The organism is Rhodococcus tibetensis (assembly GCF_024438035.1).
GTDB classification, from domain to species: Bacteria; Actinomycetota; Actinomycetes; order Mycobacteriales; family Mycobacteriaceae; genus Rhodococcus_F; species Rhodococcus_F tibetensis.
Window position 1 is genome coordinate 48,392 of sequence record NZ_JANFQF010000005.1, and the last position, 21,807, is coordinate 70,198.

Below are 21,807 nucleotides of genomic sequence, written 5' to 3' on the forward strand. Positions count from 1 at the left end.
GAGAAGAACCCTTCACAGAAGACAGCAGGAGTTACCACGCGTGAACGTCGAACCACAGGTCCAGTCCAAGCTCCTCGACCTCGCCGGCGTCGATGCGGAGCTGTCGAGGATCACCTACCGACGCACTGCGCTCCCGGAACAGCAGGAAGTCGAGCGCCTCGAGGCCGAACGGCTCACCCGCAAGGACGCGGCAGTGGCGGTGGAGATCATCCTGGACGACCTCGACCGCGACATCCGCAAGCTCGAGGGCGAGGTCGACGCCGTGCGTAAGCGGGAGGATCGCGACCGTGCGCTGCTCCAGAGCGGCTCGGTGGGGTCGAAGCAGCTCACCGAACTCGAACACGAACTCGGCAGCCTCGTCCGACGGCAGGGTCTCCTCGAGGACGAACTGCTCGAAGTAATGGAACGGCGCGAAGCATCCCAGTCCGACCACGACCATGCCGGCGCCCAGCTGTCGCAAATCGAGGACGAACTGATCGACGCACGACGACGCCGCGACGATGCGGTGGCCGACCTCGATTCCGCGGAGCAGCGGTGCAACGCGGACCGTATCGCGCTGGCCGAGCAGCTCCCCGCCGACCTGGTCGCCGTCTACGAGAAGCAGCGTAGCCAGAACAGTGTCGGTGCGGCTCTGCTGCAGGCGCGCCGGTGCGGCGCGTGCCGTATCGAACTCGACCGCGGCGAGATCTCGCGCATCACCGCGACCGCACCGGACATCGTGGTGCGGTGCCCGGAATGTGGAGCAATCCTGGTGCGTACCAAGGAGTCCGGTCTGTGAGTGCCGGGCGGGTGGTCGTCGAGGCCGACGGTGGGTCGCGGGGCAACCCCGGGCCCGCCGGATACGGCGCCGTCGTGTTCGACTCGGCGCACAGCACCGTTCTTGCGGAGCGCAAGGAAGGCCTCGGTGTCGCTACCAACAATGTCGCCGAGTACCGGGGACTGATCGCCGGTCTCGGGGCGGCGGCCGAACTCGGCGCCTCGGCAGTCGAGGTGCGGATGGATTCGAAACTGGTGGTCGAGCAGATGTCGGGGCGCTGGAAGGTCAAGCACCCCGACATGATTCCGTTGCAACGCCGGGCCGCCGACCTTGCCGGTCAGTTCCAGCAGGTGACGTACACGTGGATCCCGCGCGCGGAGAACTCTCATGCCGACCGCCTTGCGAACGAGGCGATGGATGCGGCCGAAGCCGTGGACATCCCCGCACCTTCCAAGGCGACACCGTCTCCCGCACCTGCGTCGACCACGCCGGCCGCGCCGGGCTGGATGGACACGCACGGTGCACCCACCCGGATGCTGCTGCTGCGGCACGGGCAGACAGCCCTGTCCGTCGACCGTCGATACTCCGGTCGCGGCAACCCGTCGCTCACCGAACTGGGTCAGGTGCAGGCGGGCGGTGCGGCCAAGCGCCTGGCCGGACGAGGCGGTATCGCCGCGGTGGTGTCCTCCCCGCTGGGACGTGCGCAGCAGACCGCGGCGGCGGCGGCGGAGGTCCTCGGGCTTCCCGTCACCGTGCACGAGGGCCTCACCGAAACCGACTTCGGGAAGTGGGAGGGGCTCACGTTCGCGGAGGCCGCGGCCCGCGACCCGGAACTTCACCGCAGCTGGCTGTCGGACACGTCCGTGCGCCCGCCGTCCGGGGAGAGCTTCGACGAGGTGCGCGAGCGGATCGAGCAGGTGAGAGAAGACCTGACTTCCTCCTACTCCGGTTCGACCATCCTCGTGGTCACCCACGTGACTCCTATCAAGACGCTCCTGCAGCTGGCTCTGGCTGCCGGACCCTCGCTGCTGTACAAACTGCACCTGGATCTGGCGTCGCTGAGCATCGCCGAGTTCTATCCGGACGGTGGCTCGTCGGTCCGCCTGGTCAACGACACTTCGCACCTCTGAGACGGGTCATCGGACCACCAGCCACAGCGCCGTGACGGAGACGAGCAGTGTCAACGGAGTCGTGAGGAGGCCCAGAACGGTGAACGTCCGCAGCTCGGGCGGAGAACCGGCGCGCGCGGACACCCGACGCCACAGCATGCTTGCCAGCGACCCGACATAGGTGAGGTTGGGACCGAGGTTGACACCCAGCAGCAGTGCAAGAATCAGGGCGGGTGTGGCCTGGGTGCCCAGCGCCGCCAACAAGAGAAGAGTCGCCGGCAGATTGTTGACGAGGTTGGCCGCCACGGCCGCCACCACGGCCATCACCAGCAAGCCGAGGAACGTGGCGTCGGTGGGAAGCCGCTCGCTGATCCACTGACCGATCGGACCGTTCGCCACTCCCGCCACCACGACGCCGAGGAGGAGGACGAACATGCAGAACCACACGTCCACCGCGTAGATGATGTGACGGATTTTGGTTCGTCCCTCACGCAGGGCGAGTACGCCCAGCGCGAGCGCCCCGAGGGCCGCCACCCACACCGGGGCGACGTCGACGACGCTGGACACAGCGAATCCTGCCAGCGTGCCCCCGACGATCGCCAACGCCGCAGTCGGCGCGCGTGTGTCGCGTTCCGCCTCGGGTTCGGCGCCTGGCCGACCGAGCAGTTCCCGCCGGAAAAACACGCGGAAGAGCGCGAGTTCGACGAGAACCGACACGATCCAGGGCAGCGCCATCACCGCGGTGAAATGGAGGAAGGTCATCCCCGTCGCCGAAAACGCGATGAGGTTGGTGAGGTTGGACACCGGCAGAAGTGTCGACGCGGTGTTCGACAGATGCGCTGTGGCATACGAATGCGGACGTGGATCCATCTGCAACGCACGCGCCGTGGCGATGACCGCCGGCGTGAGGAGCACCACCGTGGCGTCGAGGCTCAGGACCGCAGTGGTGAGTGCGGCGGCCCCGAACACCAGCGTCAGCAAACGCGCCGGGTCTCCCCGTGCGCCGCGCCGTAACCGGCTCGCGATCCAGGCGAACACACCCATCGCATCCGCCAGGTGCGCCAGGACGAGGATCGCGGCCAGGAACCCGACGGTCGGCGCCATCTCGGCCACCTCGTCCCAGGCCTGGGACGGCGTCACCAGGCCCACCCCCACTGCGACGGCTGCGGCCGGGGCGGCCACCACGACCTCGGGGAGGCGGTACGGGCGGACGACCGCGAACAGGAGGACCGCGGCGACCAACGCCGCTGCCAGAACTATCACCGCGAGTTACTTCAAGAGCTTCTGCAGGGTGCGCAGGTTGCGGGTGGTGGTGGAGGCCTTGAGTCGCGGTGTGCCCGTGCTCTTGCCGAACGCGCTCTTCAGTGTCATACCACGCTCGACCTCCCAGTACAGAACCCCGTTCCCGGCCTGGATTCGCTCGACGGCAGGATCCAGCTCCTCACGCTTGGCGACGAACCCGGAAAGGACGTCGGGGTCGGGCGTCACTAGTACGTACGGGTGCCAGCCTTCTCGTTCGGGATCGAACGGGTAGTCGTCGACGATCTTCCGAACCGTATCGAGTTCCAGAACGAAAACCCACGCCTCGTAACGGAACTCGGCACTCAAGGCCTTCTCGATCTCACCTTTCAGCCCCGCGGTGTCGGTGCGATCGGAGTCGAAGAGCACGTTGCCGGACGCGAGCACCGTCTTCACGTTCTCGAATCCCAAGTCGCTGAAGGTGCGGCGTAGCTCTGCCATCTTGATGTTGATGCCACCCACATTGATTCCGCGCAGAAGGGCGACGTATCGAGTCATGATTCCGACCATAGTGCGAGGGGATGACACCGCGACGTCGGAGGCGGAGCGCGCGCCGAGTATCCTGATCGGGCGGACGAGTTGGCCGGGCGGCCGCGGCACAGGGAACCAGCATGCAGATGCACAGGCCCTGAGCCGAGGAAAGTCCGGACTCCACAGAGCAGGGCGGTTGTTAACGGCAACCCGAGGTGACTCGCGGGACAGTGCCACAGAAAACAGACCGCCGACGTCACATTCTCCGGGATGTGCGTCGGTCAGGGTGAAACGGTGCGGTAAGAGCGCACCAGCACCCCGGGTGACCGGGGTGGCTAGGTAAACCCCGCCCGGAGCAAGGTTGAAGACTGCACCAGGTCCTTCGGGTCTGGTGCAGTTGCGCAGGTGTTCGAGGGCTGCTCGCCCGAGCCTGCGGGTGAACCGCTCGAGGTACCCGGCGACGGTGTGCCCAGATGGATGGTCGCCACCCGGCATTTCGGTGCCGGGGACAGGATCCGGCTTACACGCCAACTCGTCCGCGCTCGTCGTTTTACCCGGAGCTTTAGGTGTTACCTGTGGGAGCGCTAACATCTGCCCATGGACTTGCCTCATGACATCGCCGGCTCCGGCCCCACGCTCGTCCTCGTACACGGCGTGGTGCATCGTCGCCAGGCGTGGAACGCCCTGCTGGACCAGTTGACGCCGTATCGACGAGTGGTCACCGTCGACCTTCCGGGCCATGGGGAGTGTCCGGCGCTCGAGCACGACGGTGTGGACGCGATGGCCGCGCTGCTCGAGGGGCTGAGCGCGTTCGTCCGTTCGGTGACGCCGCCGGGGGAACGCGCACATATCGCCGGGAACTCTCTCGGCGGCTGGCTTTCCCTCGCTCTCGCAGCCAGGGGTGAGGTGGCCTCCGCCACAGCGCTCTCGCCGGCCGGGTTCTTCGTCAACAGGGCGGATCAGGCGCGCACCATCTACACCTTCCGCGCGCTCCGCAAGGTTACGAGGGCAATGGGGGAGAATGCTCCGAAGGCGCTGAGCTACCGCGCCATCCGTTATCCGTCGCTCGCCGCGTTCTTCGCCAGGCCGAGCCACGTGCCGTACGAGGATGCCGTGATCGACGCCCGGTCCCTCGCCACCAACGCGTTGGTGGACCAGGGGATGACGGCCACCTTCGCGCTGCCGCCCGTCGTGGACGCCACCGTTCCTGTCACCGTGGCGTGGGGGAGGCGCGATTTCATCCTGCCCGTGTACCAGGCGCGACGGGTGCGCAAGTCCTTTCCCCAGGCCCGGCTGCTGGTGCTTCCCGGAATTGGCCACGTCCCCATGAGCGACGACCCCGATCTCATCGGCACCATCCTGCTGGGCGGTAGCTCGGCGACATCCTCGGCGCCACGCTGACCCGCGTCCACTACCTCGCCTCGGCGACCACCACCGCCCCGAAACCGAAGAGCACGGTGCCCGTGATGCGGTCGAGGATTCGCCGTATCGACGGCTTCCCCAGGGTGGCGCGGGCCCGGGTCAACAGAAGACTGTAGGCACCGAGCCACACGATGCCGAGAAGCCCGTGGACGAGCACCAGCGCTGCCAGAGTGGGGGCGGTGGGCCAGCCGGGCGGAACGAGCTGGGGGAGAAGTCCGGTGTAGAACACCGCGATCTTCGGATTGAGGAGGTTGGTGAGGAATCCCGCCCGCCAACTCGAGCCTTGCAAGTGCACGGAAACGGGCTTCGTCCCGGCCGATTCCTTGCGGGTGCGGCTCTGCCACAGCGTGGTGACACCGAGGTACACGAGGTAGAGCCCACCGACGACCTTGACCACCGTGTACGCCTCCGCGGACGCCGCGAGTACGGCGCCGAGCCCGACAACGGTCAGCGCACCCCAGACCATCAGCCCGGCAACCACACCGAACGTCGCCCTCAGCGCGGAGCTCCGCCCCCCGGACAGGCCTTCCCTGGTGACCACCGCCATGTCCGGACCCGGAACAACCGTCAACTGCGCCAGCACGGCAAGTGCGGTCGCGACAACTCCCCACATGCCCCCAGTATCTCGTTCGGAGTCAGTGGAGCGAAATCCACACCTGCGACTTACCCAGCACCGTGTGGCCGTCGCACGTCACGGTGAGGTCGATCCGGGCGCTACCCGCATCGTCGTCCACCTCTGCAGCCTTGGCGACCACGTCGACGAACGCGCCGTCCTCGGGATGAACGACCACCGGCTTCGTGAAGCGTGCCCGGTAGCCGTTGATCCGCGCGGGATCGCCGAGCCAATCGACGACGCACTGTGTGGCGAGCCCCAACGTGAGCATCCCCTGAGCCAGGACGCCGGGAAGTCCGACGTCTGCCGCAATGTCGTCGCGATAGTGAATCGGATTGAAATCACCGGAGGCGCCGGCGTAGCGGACCAACGACGCGCGGGTCAGGTGATATCGCGACTTGGCGACGGTGTCGCCCAACAGAATTCGCTCCGGAGAGGTCACTGTTCACCGCGCACGAACAGGCTGGACGTCATCGTAGCGACGAGATCACCGCTCGCGTCGGTGATGTCGATGGTGGCGACGATGAGGGTGTGGGGCCCCCGAGGTGCCACATCGGTGACCGTGAGCACCGCGGACAGCTCGTCGCCGGCGACGACCGGGCGAAGGGACGACGCGTGTTCGGTGCTGTGTACCAGGTTGACGGGCTCGATGCCCGTAGTCGGATCGGCGACCAACTGCGCGAGGGCGCGTTCCTGCACGATGACGGGAAACGTCGGCGGCGCAACGAGATCGGCATGTCCGGCGGCTCGGGCGCGTTCGACGTCGAAGGAGGTCGGGTTGGTGGCGAACACGGCCCGTGCGAATTCGCGGATCTTCTCACGGCCGACGAGGTACGGCTCGGTGGGCGGATAGACCCGTCCCTCGATCGCTCGATTGACTGCCATCATGTCAGCGTAGAGAGACTGTGGGCGACGGGCAGGGGAAACGGCCTGTGATTCGTCACCGCTGCGTCGACCACCACCTCCGACCGCTCAGCTACCGACCCCGGACACGGTGAAGCCCCCGCCGAGTTCGGCGGGGGCTTCGCTCCGAATCAGCTGACCGGCATCCCGTCAGACGGGATCGACCATCAGAAGCTGGGCCCAGTAGGAGGCGCCTTCGGCGCCGAGGTAGGGAAGTAGCTGATCAAAGATGATCGTTGACATGCTCGCTCCATTCTCTGTTCGGGCACTGCACGCGGGAGACGCCTCCACGACACCGCACGTACCGGCGCCGGGGAACGTATCACCGGACAGGCCCCGAGGGTAACAGTCTGGGCATGATCCACAACTCCACACGGTCTGCCGGTGCCACACTGGGAACATGACTGACGAAGATCAACTCTGGTACTACAACGTCGACGACGGGACCGTCACTCGAGGAAAGGCGGCTTCGTCCATGTCCAGGATGGGCCCGTACCCCGACCGGGCATCAGCCGAGAAGGCGCTGCAGATCGCCGCTGAACGAAACAAGGCGGCAGATCACGCCGACGAGGAATGGAACAACTGACAGTGCGCACCGTCAGGGTGCCTACGGCGTGAAAGGGGCGTTCCTACGGTGCCGATAACTCGTTTCCTTGCGCACGGAATCGACTTCGGTGCCGTGCGCGAGGAGTTCAACCTTCCACCCGGCTACCCGCCGCAGGCTGTGTCCCAGGCGGTAGAGGCCACCGACCGGTGCGCCGCAGAGCGTGAGGACCGCACGGATCTTCCTCTCGTCACCATCGACCCGCCGGAGTCGATGGACCTGGACCAGGCGCTTCACCTCGAACGCACCGCGGGCGGGTTCGTCCTGCACTATGCGATCGCGGATGTGGGTGCCGTCGTCGAACCCGGCAGTGCGCTGGAGGCGGAGAGCCGCAAGAGGGGACAGACGTTCTACCTTCCGGACGGCAAGGTCCCGTTGCACCCCAAGGAGCTGTCGGAGGGGTCGGCGAGCCTCCTGCCGGACCAGATCCGTCCCGCAGCCCTGTGGCGGATCGACCTCGACCAGCGGGCCGAACCGCTGGCGTGGACGGTGTCCCGCGCGACCGTGCGCTCGGTCGCGCGGCTCGACTATGCCGGGGTCCAGTCGGATTCCGAGGCGGGCCGATTGCATCCGTCCATCACGTCACTGCCCGAGTTCGGCCGGCTTCGCGCCGCAGCCGCGGTAGCCCGGGGAGCGATCGAACTGAGACTGCCGGAACAGGATGTGGTGCCCGACGGAGACGGCTGGCGCATCGATCTGGCGCCCCGCACCGAGGCCGACGACTGGAACGCCGAGGTGTCCTTGCTCACTGGAATGTGTGCCGCCGCCATGATGATCGACGCGAATGTCGGGTTGCTGCGGACGTTGCCGCCCGCGGGGCCCGACGCCGTGAATGCTCTGCGACGCACCGCGGCGGCATTGGGCATCGAGTGGCCACGCGACGTCGGTGTGGGTGAAATGCTCGCCGGGCTGGACCCGAATGCGCCGACGCTCGTACTGATGACCGAGGCGCCGTCGTTGCTGCGGGGGGCCGCTTACGCGGCCTTCGACGGCACCGTTCCGGAGTTGACGGTGCATGCGGCCATCGGCGCCCCCTATGCGCACGTCACCGCACCTTTGCGCCGGCTCTCGGACCGATACTCCACGGAAGTGTGCCTGGCCATTGCGTCCGGTGCCGCGGTCCCGTCGTGGGTGCGCGAGGCACTGGGATCGATGCCCGAAATCATGGGCGGCTCGGACACGCTGGCCGGCAAGGTGGAACGCGCCTGCATCGACCTCGCCGAGGCGACGGTCCTCGCCGACCGGGTGGGGGAGGTGTTCGATGCCACCGTTCTCCGCTCACGCAACGGCAAGCGCACTGCGGACGTGTTCGTCCCGTCCGTGTCGGTAATGGCCAAATGCGTCGGCGATCCTGCGGAAGGTGAGCAGGTCAAGATCCGGCTCGTCGTCGCCGACGTCGCCAAGAGGACCGTCGAGTTCAGCTATCCGGCGTAGAAACGTCAGGGGCGGAACCGGTCGGTGGCCGATACCAGACGATCGACGATCCCCGGCTCCATCGCCGAATGGCCGGCGTCGCCGACGATGTCGAGCTGGGAGCCGGGCCACGCCCGGTGGAGGGCCCACGCGCTCGTCGCCGGGCATACCACGTCGTAACGACCCTGCACGATCACACCCGGAATGCCCTCGAGTGTCGCAGCGTCGCGTAGCAGCTGGCCCTCGGCGAGGAATCCGCGGTGGTGGAAATAGTGGTTCTCGATCCGGGCGAAGGCGAGCGCGAACCGAGGCTCCGAGCTCTCGGCAACCCGTTCCGGCTTCGGCAGGAGAGAACTGGTCGCGCCTTCCCAAGCCGACCACGCGATCGCGGCCCGTGTGGCTACCTCCGGATCTGCGGCATGCAACAGCCGGTGGTAGGCCTCGACCAGATCACCGTCCCGCTCCTGCTCGGGTACGGGGGCCAAGAACTCCTCCCACAGTTCCGGGAAGAGATGCGCAGCACCCCCGTTGTAGTACCAGTCGACCTCGCTGCGCCGCAGCAGGAAGATGCCCCGCAAGATCAATTCGGTGACCCGGAGCGGATGCTTCTGCGCGTACGCCAGCGCCAGGGTGGAACCCCACGAACCGCCGAACACCTGCCATCGCTCCACGCCGAGGTGGCTGCGCAGCAGCTCGATGTCCGAGATCAAGCGGTCCGTCGTATTCACCGACAGATCGGCACCGTCGGCGACGTGCGGCGTGGAACGGCCACACCCGCGCTGATCGAAGAGCACGATTCGGTACACGGTGGGATCGAAGAACTGGCGATACACGGGGTCCGTGCCACCGCCCGGCCCACCGTGCAGGAAAACGACGGGCTTTCCGGCGGGATTGCCGCTCAGTTCCCAGTACACCTGCTGGCCGTCACCCACGTCGAGATGCCCGAACCGGAACGGCTCCAACGCCGGATAGAGGGTGCGCAGTTGCGCCTCGGCCGGCACCTTCAGAACCCGATCAGGCCGGACGCCAGATCGGGTATCTCCAACGCTGTCACGGCTTCCTGACGGATCTGCGGGCAGGCGGTCGTCGTGATCACGTCGACGCGTCCACGATCCTGCAGAAAGTCGAGGGCATTGAGGTTGTTCTTCGCGATCCACGTCCCGACCAGCCCGTTGAGCCCGGTCTTTCCGATGGTGGGCGTGTACGTGCGCCAGCTCTGCAGCTGCCCCTCGAGATCACTGCACAACTGGGCGGCCTGGGCCTCGGTGACCCCACCCGGCACCAGGGCGGCGCCGGGAACCGCGGTGGTGGTCGGTGCCGGGGGTGCCGTGGTGCCGGGGGCGGGTGCAGGGCTCTGTCCGGCACACCCCGTGACCAGCGTCGCGGCGGCCACCATCCCGGCCGCGACCACGGCCAGGCGGTGACGACGTCCGGTGCCCTGCACGCATCGCTGTCCCATGAACATCCCCCTCGAGTGTGTGCCGCCCTGGTGAATTGAGGACGACCTAGAAGCTGTGCTCTTCCGCCGGGAACGTTCCGGCGCGTACTTCGGTCGCGTATGCGGCGGCCGCGTTCCGCAACTCGTCACCGACGTTACCGAAGCGCTTGACGAACTTCGCAGTCTTACCGCTGGTGTAGCCGGCCATGTCCTGCCACACCAGTACCTGGGCGTCGCATTCGGCGCCCGCTCCGATGCCCACGGTGGGGATGGTGAGCTTGCGGGTGACCTGGCCGGCGATCTCCGCCGGCACCATCTCCATGACGACCGAGAAAGCGCCTGCTTCCTGGACGGCGATGGCGTCGGCCACCAGTTGCTCTGCGGCATCACCTCGGCCCTGGACGCGGAAGCCGCCGAGCGAGTTGACGCTCTGGGGAGTGAAGCCGACGTGGGCCATCACGGGAATGCCTGCGGCGGTGATCGCGGCGATCTGGGGTGCGACGCGTTCGCCGCCCTCCAACTTGACGGCGTGGGCGAGGCCTTCCTTCATGAACCGGGTGGCGGTGGCGAGGGCCTGCTCGGGCGAGCTCTCGTAGCTACCGAACGGAAGGTCGGCCACGACCAGGGCATGCGGTGCCCCTCGTACGACACCCCGGACGAGGGGGAGGAGTTCGTCGACGGTGACCGGAACGGTTGTCTCGTACCCGTAGACGACGTTGGCGGCGGAATCGCCGACGAGAAGAACCGGAATGCCGGCTTCTTCGAAGATGCGGGCGCTCGAGTAGTCGTACGCGGTGAGCATGGCCCAGCGTTCGCCCTCGGCCTTCATGGCTTGCAGGTGGTGGGTACGGGTCTTGCGCTTGGGAACGTCGTGAGAGGGGGCTGATCCGTAGAGCCGATTCTCGGACGTGCTCTCGGAAGACTTGCTAGCGGACATCGTTGTCCCTTTCTGGCCTCGAGGCCCTTGGCGGGTCCCCGGGTGCGGGTGATGACGCCTACAGTCTGCCACCGGGCCACGAGGGTGCGAACCCCTGTCGCGGGTGCGATAGGTCACATCGGTCGGTGCGGGCTGACCTGCCCTTCGAGCACGCACACGGTGAACACTGGCACGATCGTCGTATGTTTCGCAGTGCTCGCGTACCGGCCGCGTTTGCGGGTGCCGTCGCAGTTGTTCTCGTCGTCGCAGGATGTAGCGAAAGTGGGGGAGAGTCCGGAGAGGCAGTCGCGGAAGCGTCGCCTTCCGCTGCGTCGCCCGGGGAGTCCGCTCCCGACGGACTGGAGGCCTTTTATACCCAGCAGGTGAGCTGGGGTTCGTGCGACGGATACAGCACGGACGGCTCACCGCTCGGTGACAACCTCGACTGCGCCAAGGTGAGCGTGCCCAACGATTACGCGGATCCGGGCGGCGCCATCGCCCAGATCGCGATCTCGCGGTCCCGGGCAAGTGGCGCGAAACTCGGGTCCCTCCTCGTCAATCCCGGCGGCCCCGGGGCATCCGGGCTGGCGCTCGCATCTGTCGCCGACGGCACGGAACTCGGCGAAAAGTTCGACGTCATCGGGTTCGATCCGCGCGGTGTCGGCGCGTCCACCCCGGCAGTGGCCTGCCTGACCGATCCCGAGGTGGATGCCAAGCGCAGGGACGACGACGTCGACATGAGTCCTGCCGGTATCGCGCAGACGGAAGCAGAGAACCGTGATTACGCGACCAAGTGCGCAGAGCGGACAGGGCCGGACGTGCTGGCCCACGTGGGCACCTACGACGTCGTCCGGGACATGGATGTCATCCGGGCGGTGCTCGGCGACGCGAAGCTGAACTACCTCGGATACTCCTACGGCACGCGGCTGGGGTCCACGTACGCGGAGACGTTCCCCGGCAACGTGCGGGCCATGGTGCTCGACGGCGCCCTCGACCCCGAGCAGGATCCGACTGACGAGGTGATCCTGCAGGCCGAAGGTTTCCAGAAGGCGTTCGACGCCTTCGTCGCCGACTGCATGAGGCAGCAGGACTGCCCCTTGGGTACCGACCCGGCGCAGGCCGACGAGAGGTTCCGCGCCCTGGTCGATCCGCTGATCGCGAAGCCGGCGGCCACGACCGATCCGCGAGGTCTCAGTTACACCGACGCGATCACCGGAGTCCAGCAGGCGTTGTACTCGCCCAACCTGTGGGGACCGCTGCGCGGCGGATTGCAGAGTCTGCGGACGGGCACCGGGGATTCGCTTCTGATGCTGGCCGATCTGTACGAGGGCCGGGCGGACGACGGCAGCTACTCGAACCTCAACGACGCTTTCAACGCCATCCGGTGTGTGGACGATCCGCCGGTCACCGATCGCGCGAAGGTCGGCGAGGCCGATGTGCGGTACCGGCAGGCGGCACCGTTCCTCGACGACGGTCGCGGCACGGGCAACGCGCCACTCGACGTCTGCGCGTTCTGGCCGGTGCCCAGCACGGGTGCACCGCACACTGTCGACGCCCCTGGAATTCCGACGGTGGTAGTGGTCTCGACCACCGAGGATCCGGCCACCCCATATCAGGCAGGGGTGGATCTGGCGAAGCAGATGAACGGGGCGTTGATCACGTTCCGAGGCACTCAGCACACGGTTGTTCTCGACGGCGAAGCGTGCGTCGACCACGCCGTCATCGACTATTTCGTGAACCTCGAGACGCCGCCCGCGGACCTCACGTGTTGACACGCCCGTCCGCCGCGAGGGGTCGATGTGCCCGCACGCTGGCACGATGCGGAATCGTAGCCGGGCGAATCCGCGAAGTAACACAGATTTAACGAACTTTGCTTACTCTCGCGGACATGGATCGCCAAAAGGAATTCGTGCTTCGCACCCTGGAAGAGCGCGACATTCGGTTCGTCCGATTGTGGTTCACGGATGTTCTCGGATACCTGAAATCGGTGGCGATCGCCCCCGCGGAACTGGAAGGTGCCTTCGAGGAGGGCATCGGCTTCGACGGATCCGCGATCGAAGGGTTCTCGCGGGTGTCGGAAGCGGACACTGTCGCGAAGCCGGACGCCTCCACTTTCCAGGTCCTGCCCTGGAGTTCGAGCAAGGGCCATCAGCACTCCGCCCGCATGTTCTGCGACATCGCGATGCCCGACGGATCTCCGTCCTGGGCCGATTCGCGGCATGTGCTCCGCAGGCAGCTGAACAAGGCCAGCGACCTCGGCTTCAGCTGCTACGTGCACCCCGAAATCGAGTTCTTCCTCCTCGAGAACGGGCCGATCGACGGCACGCCGCCCAAGCCCGCCGACTCCGGAGGGTACTTCGACCAGGCCGTCCACGACTCCGCCCCCAACTTCCGCCGCCACGCCATCGACGCGCTCGAGTCGATGGGAATCTCCGTCGAGTTCAGCCACCACGAGGCGGCTCCCGGCCAGCAAGAGATCGACCTGCGGTACGCGGATGCACTGTCGATGGCCGACAACGTCATGACCTTCCGTTACGTGGTGAAGGAAGTTGCCATCGCCGAGGGTGTGCGGGCCACGTTCATGCCCAAGCCGTTCAGCGATCAGGCCGGCTCGGCCATGCACACGCACATGAGCCTGTTCGAGGGCGACACCAACGCCTTCCACAATCCGGACGATCCGATGCAGCTGTCGGAGACCGGTAAGGCGTTCATTGCCGGCATCCTCGAACACGCCAACGAAATCAGTGCCGTCACCAATCAGTGGGTGAACTCGTACAAGCGCCTCATCCACGGTGGTGAAGCTCCGACCGCGGCGTCCTGGGGTCCGTCGAACCGGTCGGCGCTCGTGCGTGTCCCGATGTACACGCCCAACAAGGCGTCCTCGCGTCGCGTCGAGATCCGCAGCCCGGACTCTGCGTGCAACCCGTATCTCACGTTCGCGGTCTTGCTCGCCGCGGGCCTGCGCGGCATCGAGAAGGGTTACGCGTTGCCGCCGGAGGCCGAGGACGACGTGTGGGCGTTGACGTCGGCCGAGCGGCGTGCCATGGGGTACCGCGAACTCCCCGGAAACCTCGACGGCGCGCTGCGGGAAATGGAGAAGTCCGAACTGGTCGCCGAAGCACTCGGTGAGCACGTGTTCGACTTCTTCCTCCGCAACAAGCGTCGCGAGTGGGAAGAGTACCGAAGCCACGTGACGCCGTTCGAACTCAAGACGTATCTGGGGTTGTGAGCAAGAACATGGTGAAGCCTCCGGCAGCGCGGTCTGCCGTTCCCGGGCCGGGTCGACTGGGTCTAGTCGAGCCGACCGCTCCCACCGAACTTCGTGATCTGGGCTGGGTGGGCGAAGACAGCATCGAACTGCTCTGGTCCCTCTCCCGCGCCGCGAACGCCGACCTCGCGCTGCGCACGTTGGTGCGACTGAAGGACGGTCTGGGCGGCGGATGGGAAGCTCTCGACAAGGCCCTGCGCACCGACAAGGGCCTGCGCGGGCGACTGTTCGGCTTGCTGGGTGCCTCGAGCGCGTTCGGTGATCACCTTGTAGCCGACCCTGCGCTGTGGACCAGCCTCGCGGGCGACGTCACTCTGCCGACGAAGGAACAGGCGACCGCCAGAATGCTGGCGTCCGTCGAGGCTCACCCGGAGGAGGGCGCCCATCCGGGCGCCAACCTGTACCGGGCCGCCGTTACCGGCTCGGAGGCTGTCGCCGCACTGCGCAAGACCTACCGTGACCAGCTCATGCTCCTCGCCGCCGCGGATCTCGCAGCAACAGTGGAGAACGAACCGGTACTGCCGTACCAGACCGTCGGGCGTCAGTTGTCCGATCTGGCGGACGCCGCGCTGAATGCCGCCCTTGCGGTCGCGGTCGCTGCGGTGTGCCCGGAAGCGCCGTGCCCGGTGCGGCTCGCAGTGATCGCGATGGGCAAGTGCGGTGCGCGCGAACTGAACTACGTCAGCGATGTGGACGTGGTCTTCGTCGCGGAACCGGCCGATTCGATCGCGAGCCGGATCGCGGGCGAGATGATGCGTATCGGATCGACCGCGTTCTTCGACGTGGATGCGGCGCTGCGGCCCGAGGGCAAACGCGGGGAACTCGTGCGCACCCTCGAATCCCACGTCACCTACTACAAGCGGTGGGCCAAGACCTGGGAGTTCCAGGCGCTGCTGAAGGCTCGACCGATGGTCGGCGATCTGGAGCTGGGGCGGCAGTACGTCGAGGCCCTCAGCCCGATGGTGTGGACCGCCTCCGAGCGGGAGGACTTCGTTCCCGAGGTGCAGGCCATGCGCCGGCGGGTCGAGGAGATGGTTCCGCCCGAATTGCGCGAGCGCGAGCTCAAACTGGGACGGGGCAGCCTGCGGGACGTCGAGTTCGCGGTGCAGCTGCTCCAGCTCGTCCACGGTCGTGCGGACGAGGCACTCCACGTGCAGAGCACCATCGACGCATTGACGGCGCTCGCCGCGCGCGGATACGTCGGGCGCGACGACGCCGCGAACCTGGCAGCGTCGTACGAGTTCCTGCGGCTACTCGAGCATCGGCTGCAACTGCAGAAGTTGCGACGCACCCACACCCTTCCGTCGGCCGAGGACGAGGAAGCATTGCGGTGGCTGGCGCGCGCCGCCCACATGCGGCCGGACGGCAGCAAGGATGCCCTCGGTGTCCTCAATGCCGAAATCAAGCGCAACGCGCATCGGGTGCGGCGCCTGCACGCCAAGTTGTTCTACCGTCCACTGCTCGAATCGGTGGCACGGATCGACAAGGACGCTCTGCGGCTCAGTCCCGACGCGGCAATCCGGCAGTTGGCTGCGCTGGGATACACGGCACCGGAGAACGCGCTCGGACATCTGACGGCCCTCACGAGCGGTGCGTCCCGCAAGGGCCGGATCCAGGCGCTGCTGCTACCGACGTTGCTCGAATTTCTCGGCGACACACCGGATCCCGACGCAGGGCTGCTCGCCTACCGCCGTTTGTCGGATGCGATGAACGATCAGACGTGGTTCCTGCGTCTGCTCCGCGACGAGGCGTCCGTCGCGGAGCGCTTGATGACCGTGCTCGGATCCTCGGCCTATGTCCCGGATCTGCTGATCAAGGCCCCCGACGTGGTGCGCCTGTTCGCGGATTCGCCGAGTGGACCGCGCCTGTTGGAATCGAAACCCGAGGACGTCGCGCGTGGCATTCTGACCGCGTCGGCCCGCCACGACGATCCGGCGCGGTCCATCGCCGCTGCACGGTCCCTGCGCCGGTACGAACTCGCCCGGATCGCCTCTGCCGACATCCTCGGCATGCTCGACGTGCCCGGCGTGTGCAGTGCACTGTCCTCGGTGTGGGCCGCCGTACTCAACTCCGCGCTGACCTCGGTGATCAACGCGAGCGAGAAGGAGCGCGGCGAACCGGCCCCCGCGACGTTCACGGTGATCGGGATGGGCCGGCTCGGAGGCGGCGAGCTGGGATACGGCTCCGACGCCGACGTGCTTTTCGTGTGCGAGCCCCGCGCGGGCGTGGACGAGACCGTCGCCGTCAAGTGGGCCAACGTCGTGGCCGACAAGGTGCGCTCACTCCTGGGTGCGCCCAGCACGGATCCGCCGCTCGAGGTCGACACCGGTTTGCGGCCCGAGGGCCGTAGTGGTCCCGTGGTGCGCACGCTGGCGTCCTACGAGGCCTACTACGCACAGTGGGCGCAGGCCTGGGAGATCCAGGCGCTGCTGCGAGCACACCACGTCGCCGGCGATGCCGACCTCGGACTGCGCTTCCTGCACATGATCGACAAGACGCGGTACCCGGAGGGTGGGGTGTCCGAGCAGGCAGTGCGCGAGATCAGGCGCATCAAGGCGCGTGTCGACTCCGAGCGGCTGCCTCGCGGCGCCGACCCGGCCACGCACACCAAGCTCGGTCGCGGCGGTCTCGCCGACATCGAATGGACTGTGCAGCTGATCCAGCTTCGGCACGCACACGACATCGAGTCGCTCCACAACACATCGACCCTCGAGACGCTCGATGCCATCGGCGCCGCCGAACTGCTCAGTGAGGCGGACGTCGAACTGCTGCGCGACGCGTGGATCACGGCGACGAAAGCACGCAACTGCCTGGTGCTGGTGCGCGGTAAACCCACCGACCAGCTTCCCGGCTCCGGTCGCGTCCTGTCCGCTGTCGCGCAGATCGCCGGATGGGGTAGTGACGACGCCGGCGAGTTCCTCGACCACTACCTGCGCGTCACCCGACGGGCCAAAGCTGTGGTGGAGAGAGTCTTCGGCGGGTGATCGCTGTCTGGGGGGTGCGAGCGCTCACCGCCCTCGGGTGGTGCGCGGTGCTCGTCGGGGTATTCGGTGTCCTGCTCCAATTTCTCGATGTGCACAACCAACGACTCCTCGTTCTGGCGTCGGCCGCGCCGTACTTGATGGCCGCCGCCGCGGTGGGGGTGCTGGTGCTCGGAGTGACCCGGCACTGGGTGGGGTTCGGCGTGGCCCTTGCGGTGGCCGCTGTGGCCACGCTGTCGCAGGCGCCGCTGTATCTGGCGAACGGTTCGGCGCCGGCGTCGGGCCCGGAAGTGACTGTGATGCAGGCCAATATCTGGCTCGGCAACGCAGACGCGGGGTCGTTGACGAGGCAGATCGAGGACAATGACGTCGACGTCGTGACGGTGAACGAATTGACACCCGAGGCCATCGGACGGCTCGAGGCGTCGGGAATCGCGTCCGTGCTGCCCTACTCGTTCCTGCGGCCCGGGGCCGGTGGAGTAGGCACCGGAATCTGGAGTCGGTATCCGCTGTCCGAACAAGTACACCACGAGGAGTTCCTGCTCACGGCGCTGTCGGCGCGGGTGACCCTTCCGGGCGGCGCGAGTACTGCCGTCTACGCGCTGCATCCCGTTCCACCCTGGCCGGTGGATTCGGCGGTGTGGGCAGGGGAGATGGACCGCATCAAGACCATGCTCGACGCCATCCCCGAAAACTCGGGCCCGGTGATTCTCAGTGGCGACTTCAACTCGACCCGTGATCACGTGAAGTACCGCAGCCTTGTGAGCGGCCGCTTCCGGGATGCAGCCGACCAGGTGGGTGCCGGCATCCAGAACACGTATCCGGCCGACCGGCAACCCTTTCCGCCGATGATCGCGATCGACCACATCGTCACGAGCGGTGCCCGGGCGCAGTCGGTGGAGTCGGTGGTGCTCACCGGTTCGGATCACCGGGGCTTGATCGCGAGAATCACCCTAGGGCCGTGACTGTCAGGGGAGTGTCACGAATCCCTTGTCCACCAGCCAGTTGCGTGCGACGTCCGCTGGTTCCTTCCCTTCGACGTCCACGAGCCGGTTCATCTCGGTGATCTCCTCGTTGGTCAGCGCCTCCGAGATGGGGGCCATCACCTCCGCCACCTGCGGGTGGGCGTCGGCGAAGTCTTGACGCATGGTGATGGCGGGGTTGTACTTCGGGAAGAATTGCCGATCGTCGTCGAGGAGGACCAGATCGAGCGCGATGATCCGCCCGTCCGTGGTGAACACCTCACCGAACTTGCATTGTGTGCCGTCCGCGGTGGCTTGATAGATGATCCCGGTCTGCAGGATCTGCCGGTTCGCCCGCGCGGGATCGAACCCGTAGGTGGCGGCCAAACCGGGGAACCCGTCCTGTCGCACGTTGAATTCCGTCTCGACACACGTCGTGGCGGCCGCGGGGTCGCGGTTGACCAGGTCTGCATACTGAGACAACGTGGTGATGCCGGTCTGTTCGGCGGTCTGCCTGTTCATAGCGAGTGCGTACGTGTTGTTCATCGGTGCCGGGTCCACCCACACCATGGCGTTGCGTTCGAGGTCTTCGTCCCGCACGGCCTCGAATTGCGCGACGGGGTCGGGCACGGGTTTCTCGTTACCCAGATAGTTGATCCAGCCGGTTCCCGTGTATTCGTAGGTGACGTCGATCTGCCCGTCCAACTGGGCGTCCCGGGTGCTGTTCGACCCTTGGATGTTGGTGAGATCGCGAACGTCGGCGCCGGCGGCGCTGAGCGCGAATTCGATGATGTAGCCGAGGATGACCTGCTCGGTGAAATCTTTGGAACCCACGGTGATCTTCACACCCTCGAGTTCGGGCACGAGCTCAATGCTGCCGGGTAGTACGGACAGCGGGAGCGCGCCACCGGATTCGAGACCACAACCGGCCGCAAGGGGAAGACCGCACACCAATGCCGTTGCCGCAAGGGCGCGTCGGAGGCCTCGCCGGATCGTCATCAGCGCAGTCCTTTCGGTCCCAAGAACTCCTCGGCCAAGGCGCCGCACCAGTCGACCAGAAGGGCGAGCGCCACGGCGAGTACTGCACCGACGACCAGCGTGACGTTGTCGCGCAGCTTGTATCCGGTGTCGATGAGGATGCCGAGTCCGCCCGCGCTCACGAGGAAGCTGAGTGTCGCGGTGCCGACGGCGAGCACGAGCGAGGTGCGCAACCCGGCCAGAATGTACGGAACCGCCAGCGGCAACTCGACTTTCCGCAGCACGAGACTCGCCGTCATTCCTTGCCCACGACCGGCGTCGATGACAGCGGGATCGACCTCCTGCAACCCGAGCATGGTGTTGCGGAGCACGGGAAGCAGCGAGTAGAACGCGATGGGCAGAACGCCGATCCAGAACCCCGTGGTACTGGTAGCCAGGAACAACAGCACGAGTAGTCCGATCGCCGGGGCGGCCTGACCGATGTTGGCGATACCGATGAAGATCGGTGCCAGCCGGGTGAACCCGGGGCGCGTCAGAAGGACGCCCAGTGGAACGGCGATGGCGACGACGATGGCGACGACCACCACCGTGATCAGCACGTGCTGCCACGTCAAGGTGGCGAGGTTCGCGGCGTTCAGGCTGCCCTGCTGAGTGGCGGTGAGTTCTCGGTTGAACGCCCAGCCCAGTACCCCCGCCACGAGCGTGAGCACGATCACCGGTTGAACCAGCAGTCGCGCACGTTCCGAGCGGCGGGCAGCGGGTACGTCCTTCGCGACCACGGCCGCGGTCATGACGGTGTCCCGTCTGCGCTCGTCTCCTCGTCCTCGTTGTCCTGTCCGTACTCCTCCCGCATGGCGGAGAGGTGGTTGACCAGCGTGTCGATACTGATGAGACCTTCGTATTCGCCACGCCGTCCGGTGACGACGGTCGAGGCACTGCTCTCGGCGAGCAACGCCTCCAGCGCATCCTGCAGCGTGGACTGGGTGGAGACCACTTCGTCTATCGGATCACCGATGTCGTGCAGCGAGGTGGCGTGCGCCAGGTGGCCGGGAGACACCCAGCGGATGGGACGATCACGGGCGTCGAGGATCAGACCCCACTTGATCTTGCGTGGCGTGATCGCCGCCCGCAGTTCTTCGACCGAACCGTCGGCATACGCGGTGGGGCAGTCGAGGAGTGGCACGTCCCGGACCCTGGTCAGCGTCAGCTGCTTGAGCGATGCGTCCGCGCCGACGAACCCGGCCACCATGTCGTTCGCCGGATTCGCGAGAATCGCATCGGGGGTGTCGTACTGCATGATGTGTGACTGATTCCCCAGAACGGCGATGCGGTCGCCGAGCTTCACGGCCTCGTTGAAGTCGTGGGTGACGAAGACGATCGTCTTGCCCAGATCCGACTGCAGTCGCATCAGTTCGTCCTGCAGCAACCCACGCGTGATCGGATCCACCGCGCCGAACGGTTCGTCCATGAGCAGGACCGGCGGATCGGCGGCCAAGGCGCGGGCCACCCCGACCCGCTGCTGCTGCCCACCCGACAGTTGCCGGGGATAGCGGTCCCGGTACACGTCGGGGTCGAGTCCCACCAGGTCGAGCATCTCGTCGGTGCGTTCGATGATTCGCTTCTTGTCCCAGCCGATCAGCCCGGGCACTGTCGCGACGTTCTTGGCGATGGTCAGATGCGGGAAGAGCCCGGCCTGCTGGATCGAGTAGCCGATACCCCGTCGCAACCTGTCGGGATCGATGGACAGCGCATCCTTTCCGCCGATCGTGATCTTTCCCGACGTCGGTTCGATGAGGCGGTTGATCATCCGCATCGTCGTAGTCTTACCGCACCCGGACGGGCCGACGAACACGACGATCTCGCCGGCCGGGATGCGCATCGAGACGTTGTCGACCGCCGGCTGGTTCTGGCCGGGAAAGCTCTTGATGACGTTCTCGAGGACGATGTCGACGCCCGAAACCGTGTCGGTGCCGGTGCGTGCGGTGTCGAGATCAGTCACGGATCCCCCTGGAGGTGGTGAGTCGGCCGACGATCACGAACAGACCGTCGAGCACGAGAGCGAGAAGCACGATCAGAACGGTGCCCGTGAGGGCTTGCGGTATCGCGGTGGGGCTTCCCACCCGCGAAAGCCCGGAGAAGATGAGGTTGCCCAGTCCGGGACCCTTGGCGTAGGCCGCGATGGCAAGGATGCCCATCGACATCTGGGTGCTCACCCGCATACCCGTGAGAATCGACGGCCACGCGAGTGGAAGTTCGATCCGGCTGAGAACAGCAACTCGGCTCATGCCGACACCGCGTGCGGCGTCCGTCACCGCAGGGTCCACCGAAGACAGCCCGAGGATCGTGTTCCGGATGATCGGCAGCAGGGCGTACAGGACGAGGGCCGTCACGGTGGGGGCCACACCAAGGCCCAGGATGGGGATGAGCAGTCCGAGTAACGCGAACGACGGGATGGTGAGGATGGTGCTCGCGAGTGCTGTGGCGACGGCCGAGCCCGCCGGACTGCGATACACGAGGATGCCGATGACCACCGCGAAAACCGTGGCGATAATCACCGATTGCACCACGGCGCTGACATGCAGATAAGAGTCGGTGAGCAGTTGCTGCTTCCGGGCGGAGACGAAATCCCACAGCTGCGCGATGTCCAATATCCGACACCTTTCACCCCGTCGA

General features: G+C 66.6%; 21 protein-coding genes and 1 other RNA gene. 10 read left to right on the forward strand and 12 right to left on the reverse strand.

What is annotated here, in order from left to right:
- Window positions 1-40: 40 nt before the first annotated feature.
- The gene (locus NOF53_RS07230; RefSeq protein ID WP_255966797.1) at window positions 41-778 is read left to right on the forward strand and encodes a zinc ribbon domain-containing protein; all 738 of its coding nucleotides are present in this window, start codon (window positions 41-43) and stop codon (window positions 776-778) included.
- Window positions 775-1,887 (forward strand): bifunctional RNase H/acid phosphatase, encoded by a 1,113-nt coding sequence (locus NOF53_RS07235; RefSeq protein WP_255966799.1) that lies wholly within the window; start codon window positions 775-777, stop codon window positions 1,885-1,887. The genes NOF53_RS07230 and NOF53_RS07235 overlap by 4 nt, the downstream gene beginning before the upstream one ends.
- Window positions 1,888-1,893: 6 nt before the next feature.
- Here the strand turns inward: NOF53_RS07235 and NOF53_RS07240 are convergent, their stop codons facing one another.
- Window positions 1,894-3,129 (reverse strand): SLC13 family permease, encoded by a 1,236-nt coding sequence (locus NOF53_RS07240; RefSeq protein ID WP_255966801.1) that lies wholly within the window; start codon window positions 3,127-3,129, stop codon window positions 1,894-1,896.
- A 6-nt stretch (window positions 3,130-3,135) separates the two neighbouring features.
- Window positions 3,136-3,663 carry a DUF1697 domain-containing protein gene (locus NOF53_RS07245; RefSeq protein ID WP_255966803.1) on the reverse strand — a complete coding sequence of 176 codons (528 nt, stop codon included), beginning with the start codon at window positions 3,661-3,663 and terminating at the stop codon, window positions 3,136-3,138.
- A 77-nt stretch (window positions 3,664-3,740) separates the two neighbouring features.
- On the opposite strand from NOF53_RS07245, the gene rnpB reads away from it, so the two are divergent.
- Both rnpB and NOF53_RS07255 read left to right on the forward strand, forming a co-directional pair.
- Window positions 3,741-4,175, forward strand: an RNA gene (gene rnpB, locus NOF53_RS07250) — RNase P RNA component class A.
- 58 nt (window positions 4,176-4,233) lie between these two features.
- Window positions 4,234-5,037 carry an alpha/beta fold hydrolase gene (locus tag NOF53_RS07255; RefSeq protein WP_255966805.1) on the forward strand — a complete coding sequence of 268 codons (804 nt, stop codon included), beginning with the start codon at window positions 4,234-4,236 and terminating at the stop codon, window positions 5,035-5,037.
- Between the two features lie 10 nt (window positions 5,038-5,047).
- On the opposite strand, the gene NOF53_RS07260 is transcribed toward NOF53_RS07255, so the two are convergent.
- Genes NOF53_RS07260 through NOF53_RS07270 form a run of 3 tightly spaced genes read right to left on the reverse strand, consistent with a single transcriptional unit; the run spans window position 5,048 to window position 6,556 of the window.
- Window positions 5,048-5,671, reverse strand: a complete 624-nt coding sequence (locus NOF53_RS07260) for a LysE family translocator (RefSeq protein WP_255966807.1) — start codon at window positions 5,669-5,671, stop codon at window positions 5,048-5,050.
- Window positions 5,672-5,693: 22 nt separating this feature from the next.
- A complete protein-coding gene (locus NOF53_RS07265) occupies window positions 5,694-6,113 on the reverse strand; it encodes a MaoC/PaaZ C-terminal domain-containing protein (RefSeq protein WP_255966809.1) in 420 nt (139 codons plus the stop codon).
- The gene (locus NOF53_RS07270) at window positions 6,110-6,556 is read right to left on the reverse strand and encodes an FAS1-like dehydratase domain-containing protein (protein WP_255966811.1); all 447 of its coding nucleotides are present in this window, start codon (window positions 6,554-6,556) and stop codon (window positions 6,110-6,112) included. The genes NOF53_RS07265 and NOF53_RS07270 overlap by 4 nt, the downstream gene beginning before the upstream one ends.
- A gap of 418 nt (window positions 6,557-6,974) precedes the next feature.
- On the opposite strand from NOF53_RS07270, the gene NOF53_RS07275 reads away from it, so the two are divergent.
- On the forward strand, window positions 6,975-7,160 hold the full coding sequence (locus NOF53_RS07275; protein WP_255966813.1) for a hypothetical protein: 186 nt from the start codon (window positions 6,975-6,977) through the stop codon (window positions 7,158-7,160).
- A 54-nt stretch (window positions 7,161-7,214) separates the two neighbouring features.
- Window positions 7,215-8,612, forward strand: a complete 1,398-nt coding sequence (locus tag NOF53_RS07280; RefSeq protein ID WP_255967205.1) for an RNB domain-containing ribonuclease — start codon at window positions 7,215-7,217, stop codon at window positions 8,610-8,612.
- 5 nt (window positions 8,613-8,617) lie between these two features.
- Here NOF53_RS07280 and pip read toward each other — a convergent pair whose 3' ends face one another.
- From pip to panB, 3 genes are read right to left on the reverse strand one after another with little or no spacing between them, the layout of a single operon-like run.
- Window positions 8,618-9,592, reverse strand: coding sequence for a prolyl aminopeptidase (gene pip / locus NOF53_RS07285; protein WP_374212582.1), 975 nt, complete (start codon window positions 9,590-9,592; stop codon window positions 8,618-8,620).
- 2 nt (window positions 9,593-9,594) lie between these two features.
- Window positions 9,595-10,056: a hypothetical protein gene (locus tag NOF53_RS07290; protein ID WP_255966815.1), complete on the reverse strand. Its 462-nt coding sequence runs from the start codon at window positions 10,054-10,056 to the stop codon at window positions 9,595-9,597.
- A 40-nt stretch (window positions 10,057-10,096) separates the two neighbouring features.
- The gene (panB, locus tag NOF53_RS07295) at window positions 10,097-10,966 is read right to left on the reverse strand and encodes a 3-methyl-2-oxobutanoate hydroxymethyltransferase (RefSeq protein WP_255966817.1); all 870 of its coding nucleotides are present in this window, start codon (window positions 10,964-10,966) and stop codon (window positions 10,097-10,099) included.
- Between the two features lie 182 nt (window positions 10,967-11,148).
- Here panB and NOF53_RS07300 point away from each other — a divergent pair, with 182 nt between their 5' ends.
- From NOF53_RS07300 to NOF53_RS07315, 4 genes are all read left to right on the forward strand, one after another.
- Entirely contained in the window at window positions 11,149-12,717 is a 1,569-nt protein-coding gene (locus NOF53_RS07300; protein ID WP_255966819.1) for an alpha/beta hydrolase, read from the forward strand.
- Between the two features lie 116 nt (window positions 12,718-12,833).
- Window positions 12,834-14,174: a glutamine synthetase family protein gene (locus NOF53_RS07305; RefSeq protein WP_109329144.1), complete on the forward strand. Its 1,341-nt coding sequence runs from the start codon at window positions 12,834-12,836 to the stop codon at window positions 14,172-14,174.
- 8 nt (window positions 14,175-14,182) lie between these two features.
- Window positions 14,183-17,197 carry a bifunctional [glutamine synthetase] adenylyltransferase/[glutamine synthetase]-adenylyl-L-tyrosine phosphorylase gene (locus tag NOF53_RS07310; RefSeq protein WP_255966821.1) on the forward strand — a complete coding sequence of 1,005 codons (3,015 nt, stop codon included), beginning with the start codon at window positions 14,183-14,185 and terminating at the stop codon, window positions 17,195-17,197.
- On the forward strand, window positions 17,194-18,159 hold the full coding sequence (locus NOF53_RS07315; RefSeq protein WP_255966823.1) for an endonuclease/exonuclease/phosphatase family protein: 966 nt from the start codon (window positions 17,194-17,196) through the stop codon (window positions 18,157-18,159). The genes NOF53_RS07310 and NOF53_RS07315 overlap by 4 nt, the downstream gene beginning before the upstream one ends.
- A 3-nt stretch (window positions 18,160-18,162) precedes the next feature.
- Here NOF53_RS07315 and NOF53_RS07320 read toward each other — a convergent pair whose 3' ends face one another.
- The 4 genes from NOF53_RS07320 to NOF53_RS07335 are packed head-to-tail and all read right to left on the reverse strand — an operon-like array spanning window position 18,163 to window position 21,776.
- Entirely contained in the window at window positions 18,163-19,155 is a 993-nt protein-coding gene (locus NOF53_RS07320; RefSeq protein WP_255966825.1) for a glycine betaine ABC transporter substrate-binding protein, read from the reverse strand.
- Complete coding sequence (locus NOF53_RS07325; protein WP_255966827.1) at window positions 19,155-19,925, reverse strand: ABC transporter permease; 771 nt, start codon at window positions 19,923-19,925, stop codon at window positions 19,155-19,157. The genes NOF53_RS07320 and NOF53_RS07325 overlap by 1 nt, the downstream gene beginning before the upstream one ends.
- A complete protein-coding gene (locus tag NOF53_RS07330; RefSeq protein ID WP_255966829.1) occupies window positions 19,922-21,133 on the reverse strand; it encodes an ABC transporter ATP-binding protein in 1,212 nt (403 codons plus the stop codon). Before NOF53_RS07330 ends, NOF53_RS07325 begins: the two co-directional genes overlap by 4 nt.
- On the reverse strand, window positions 21,126-21,776 hold the full coding sequence (locus NOF53_RS07335; protein WP_255967209.1) for an ABC transporter permease: 651 nt from the start codon (window positions 21,774-21,776) through the stop codon (window positions 21,126-21,128). The genes NOF53_RS07330 and NOF53_RS07335 overlap by 8 nt, the downstream gene beginning before the upstream one ends.
- Between the last annotated feature and the right edge of the window lie 31 nt (window positions 21,777-21,807).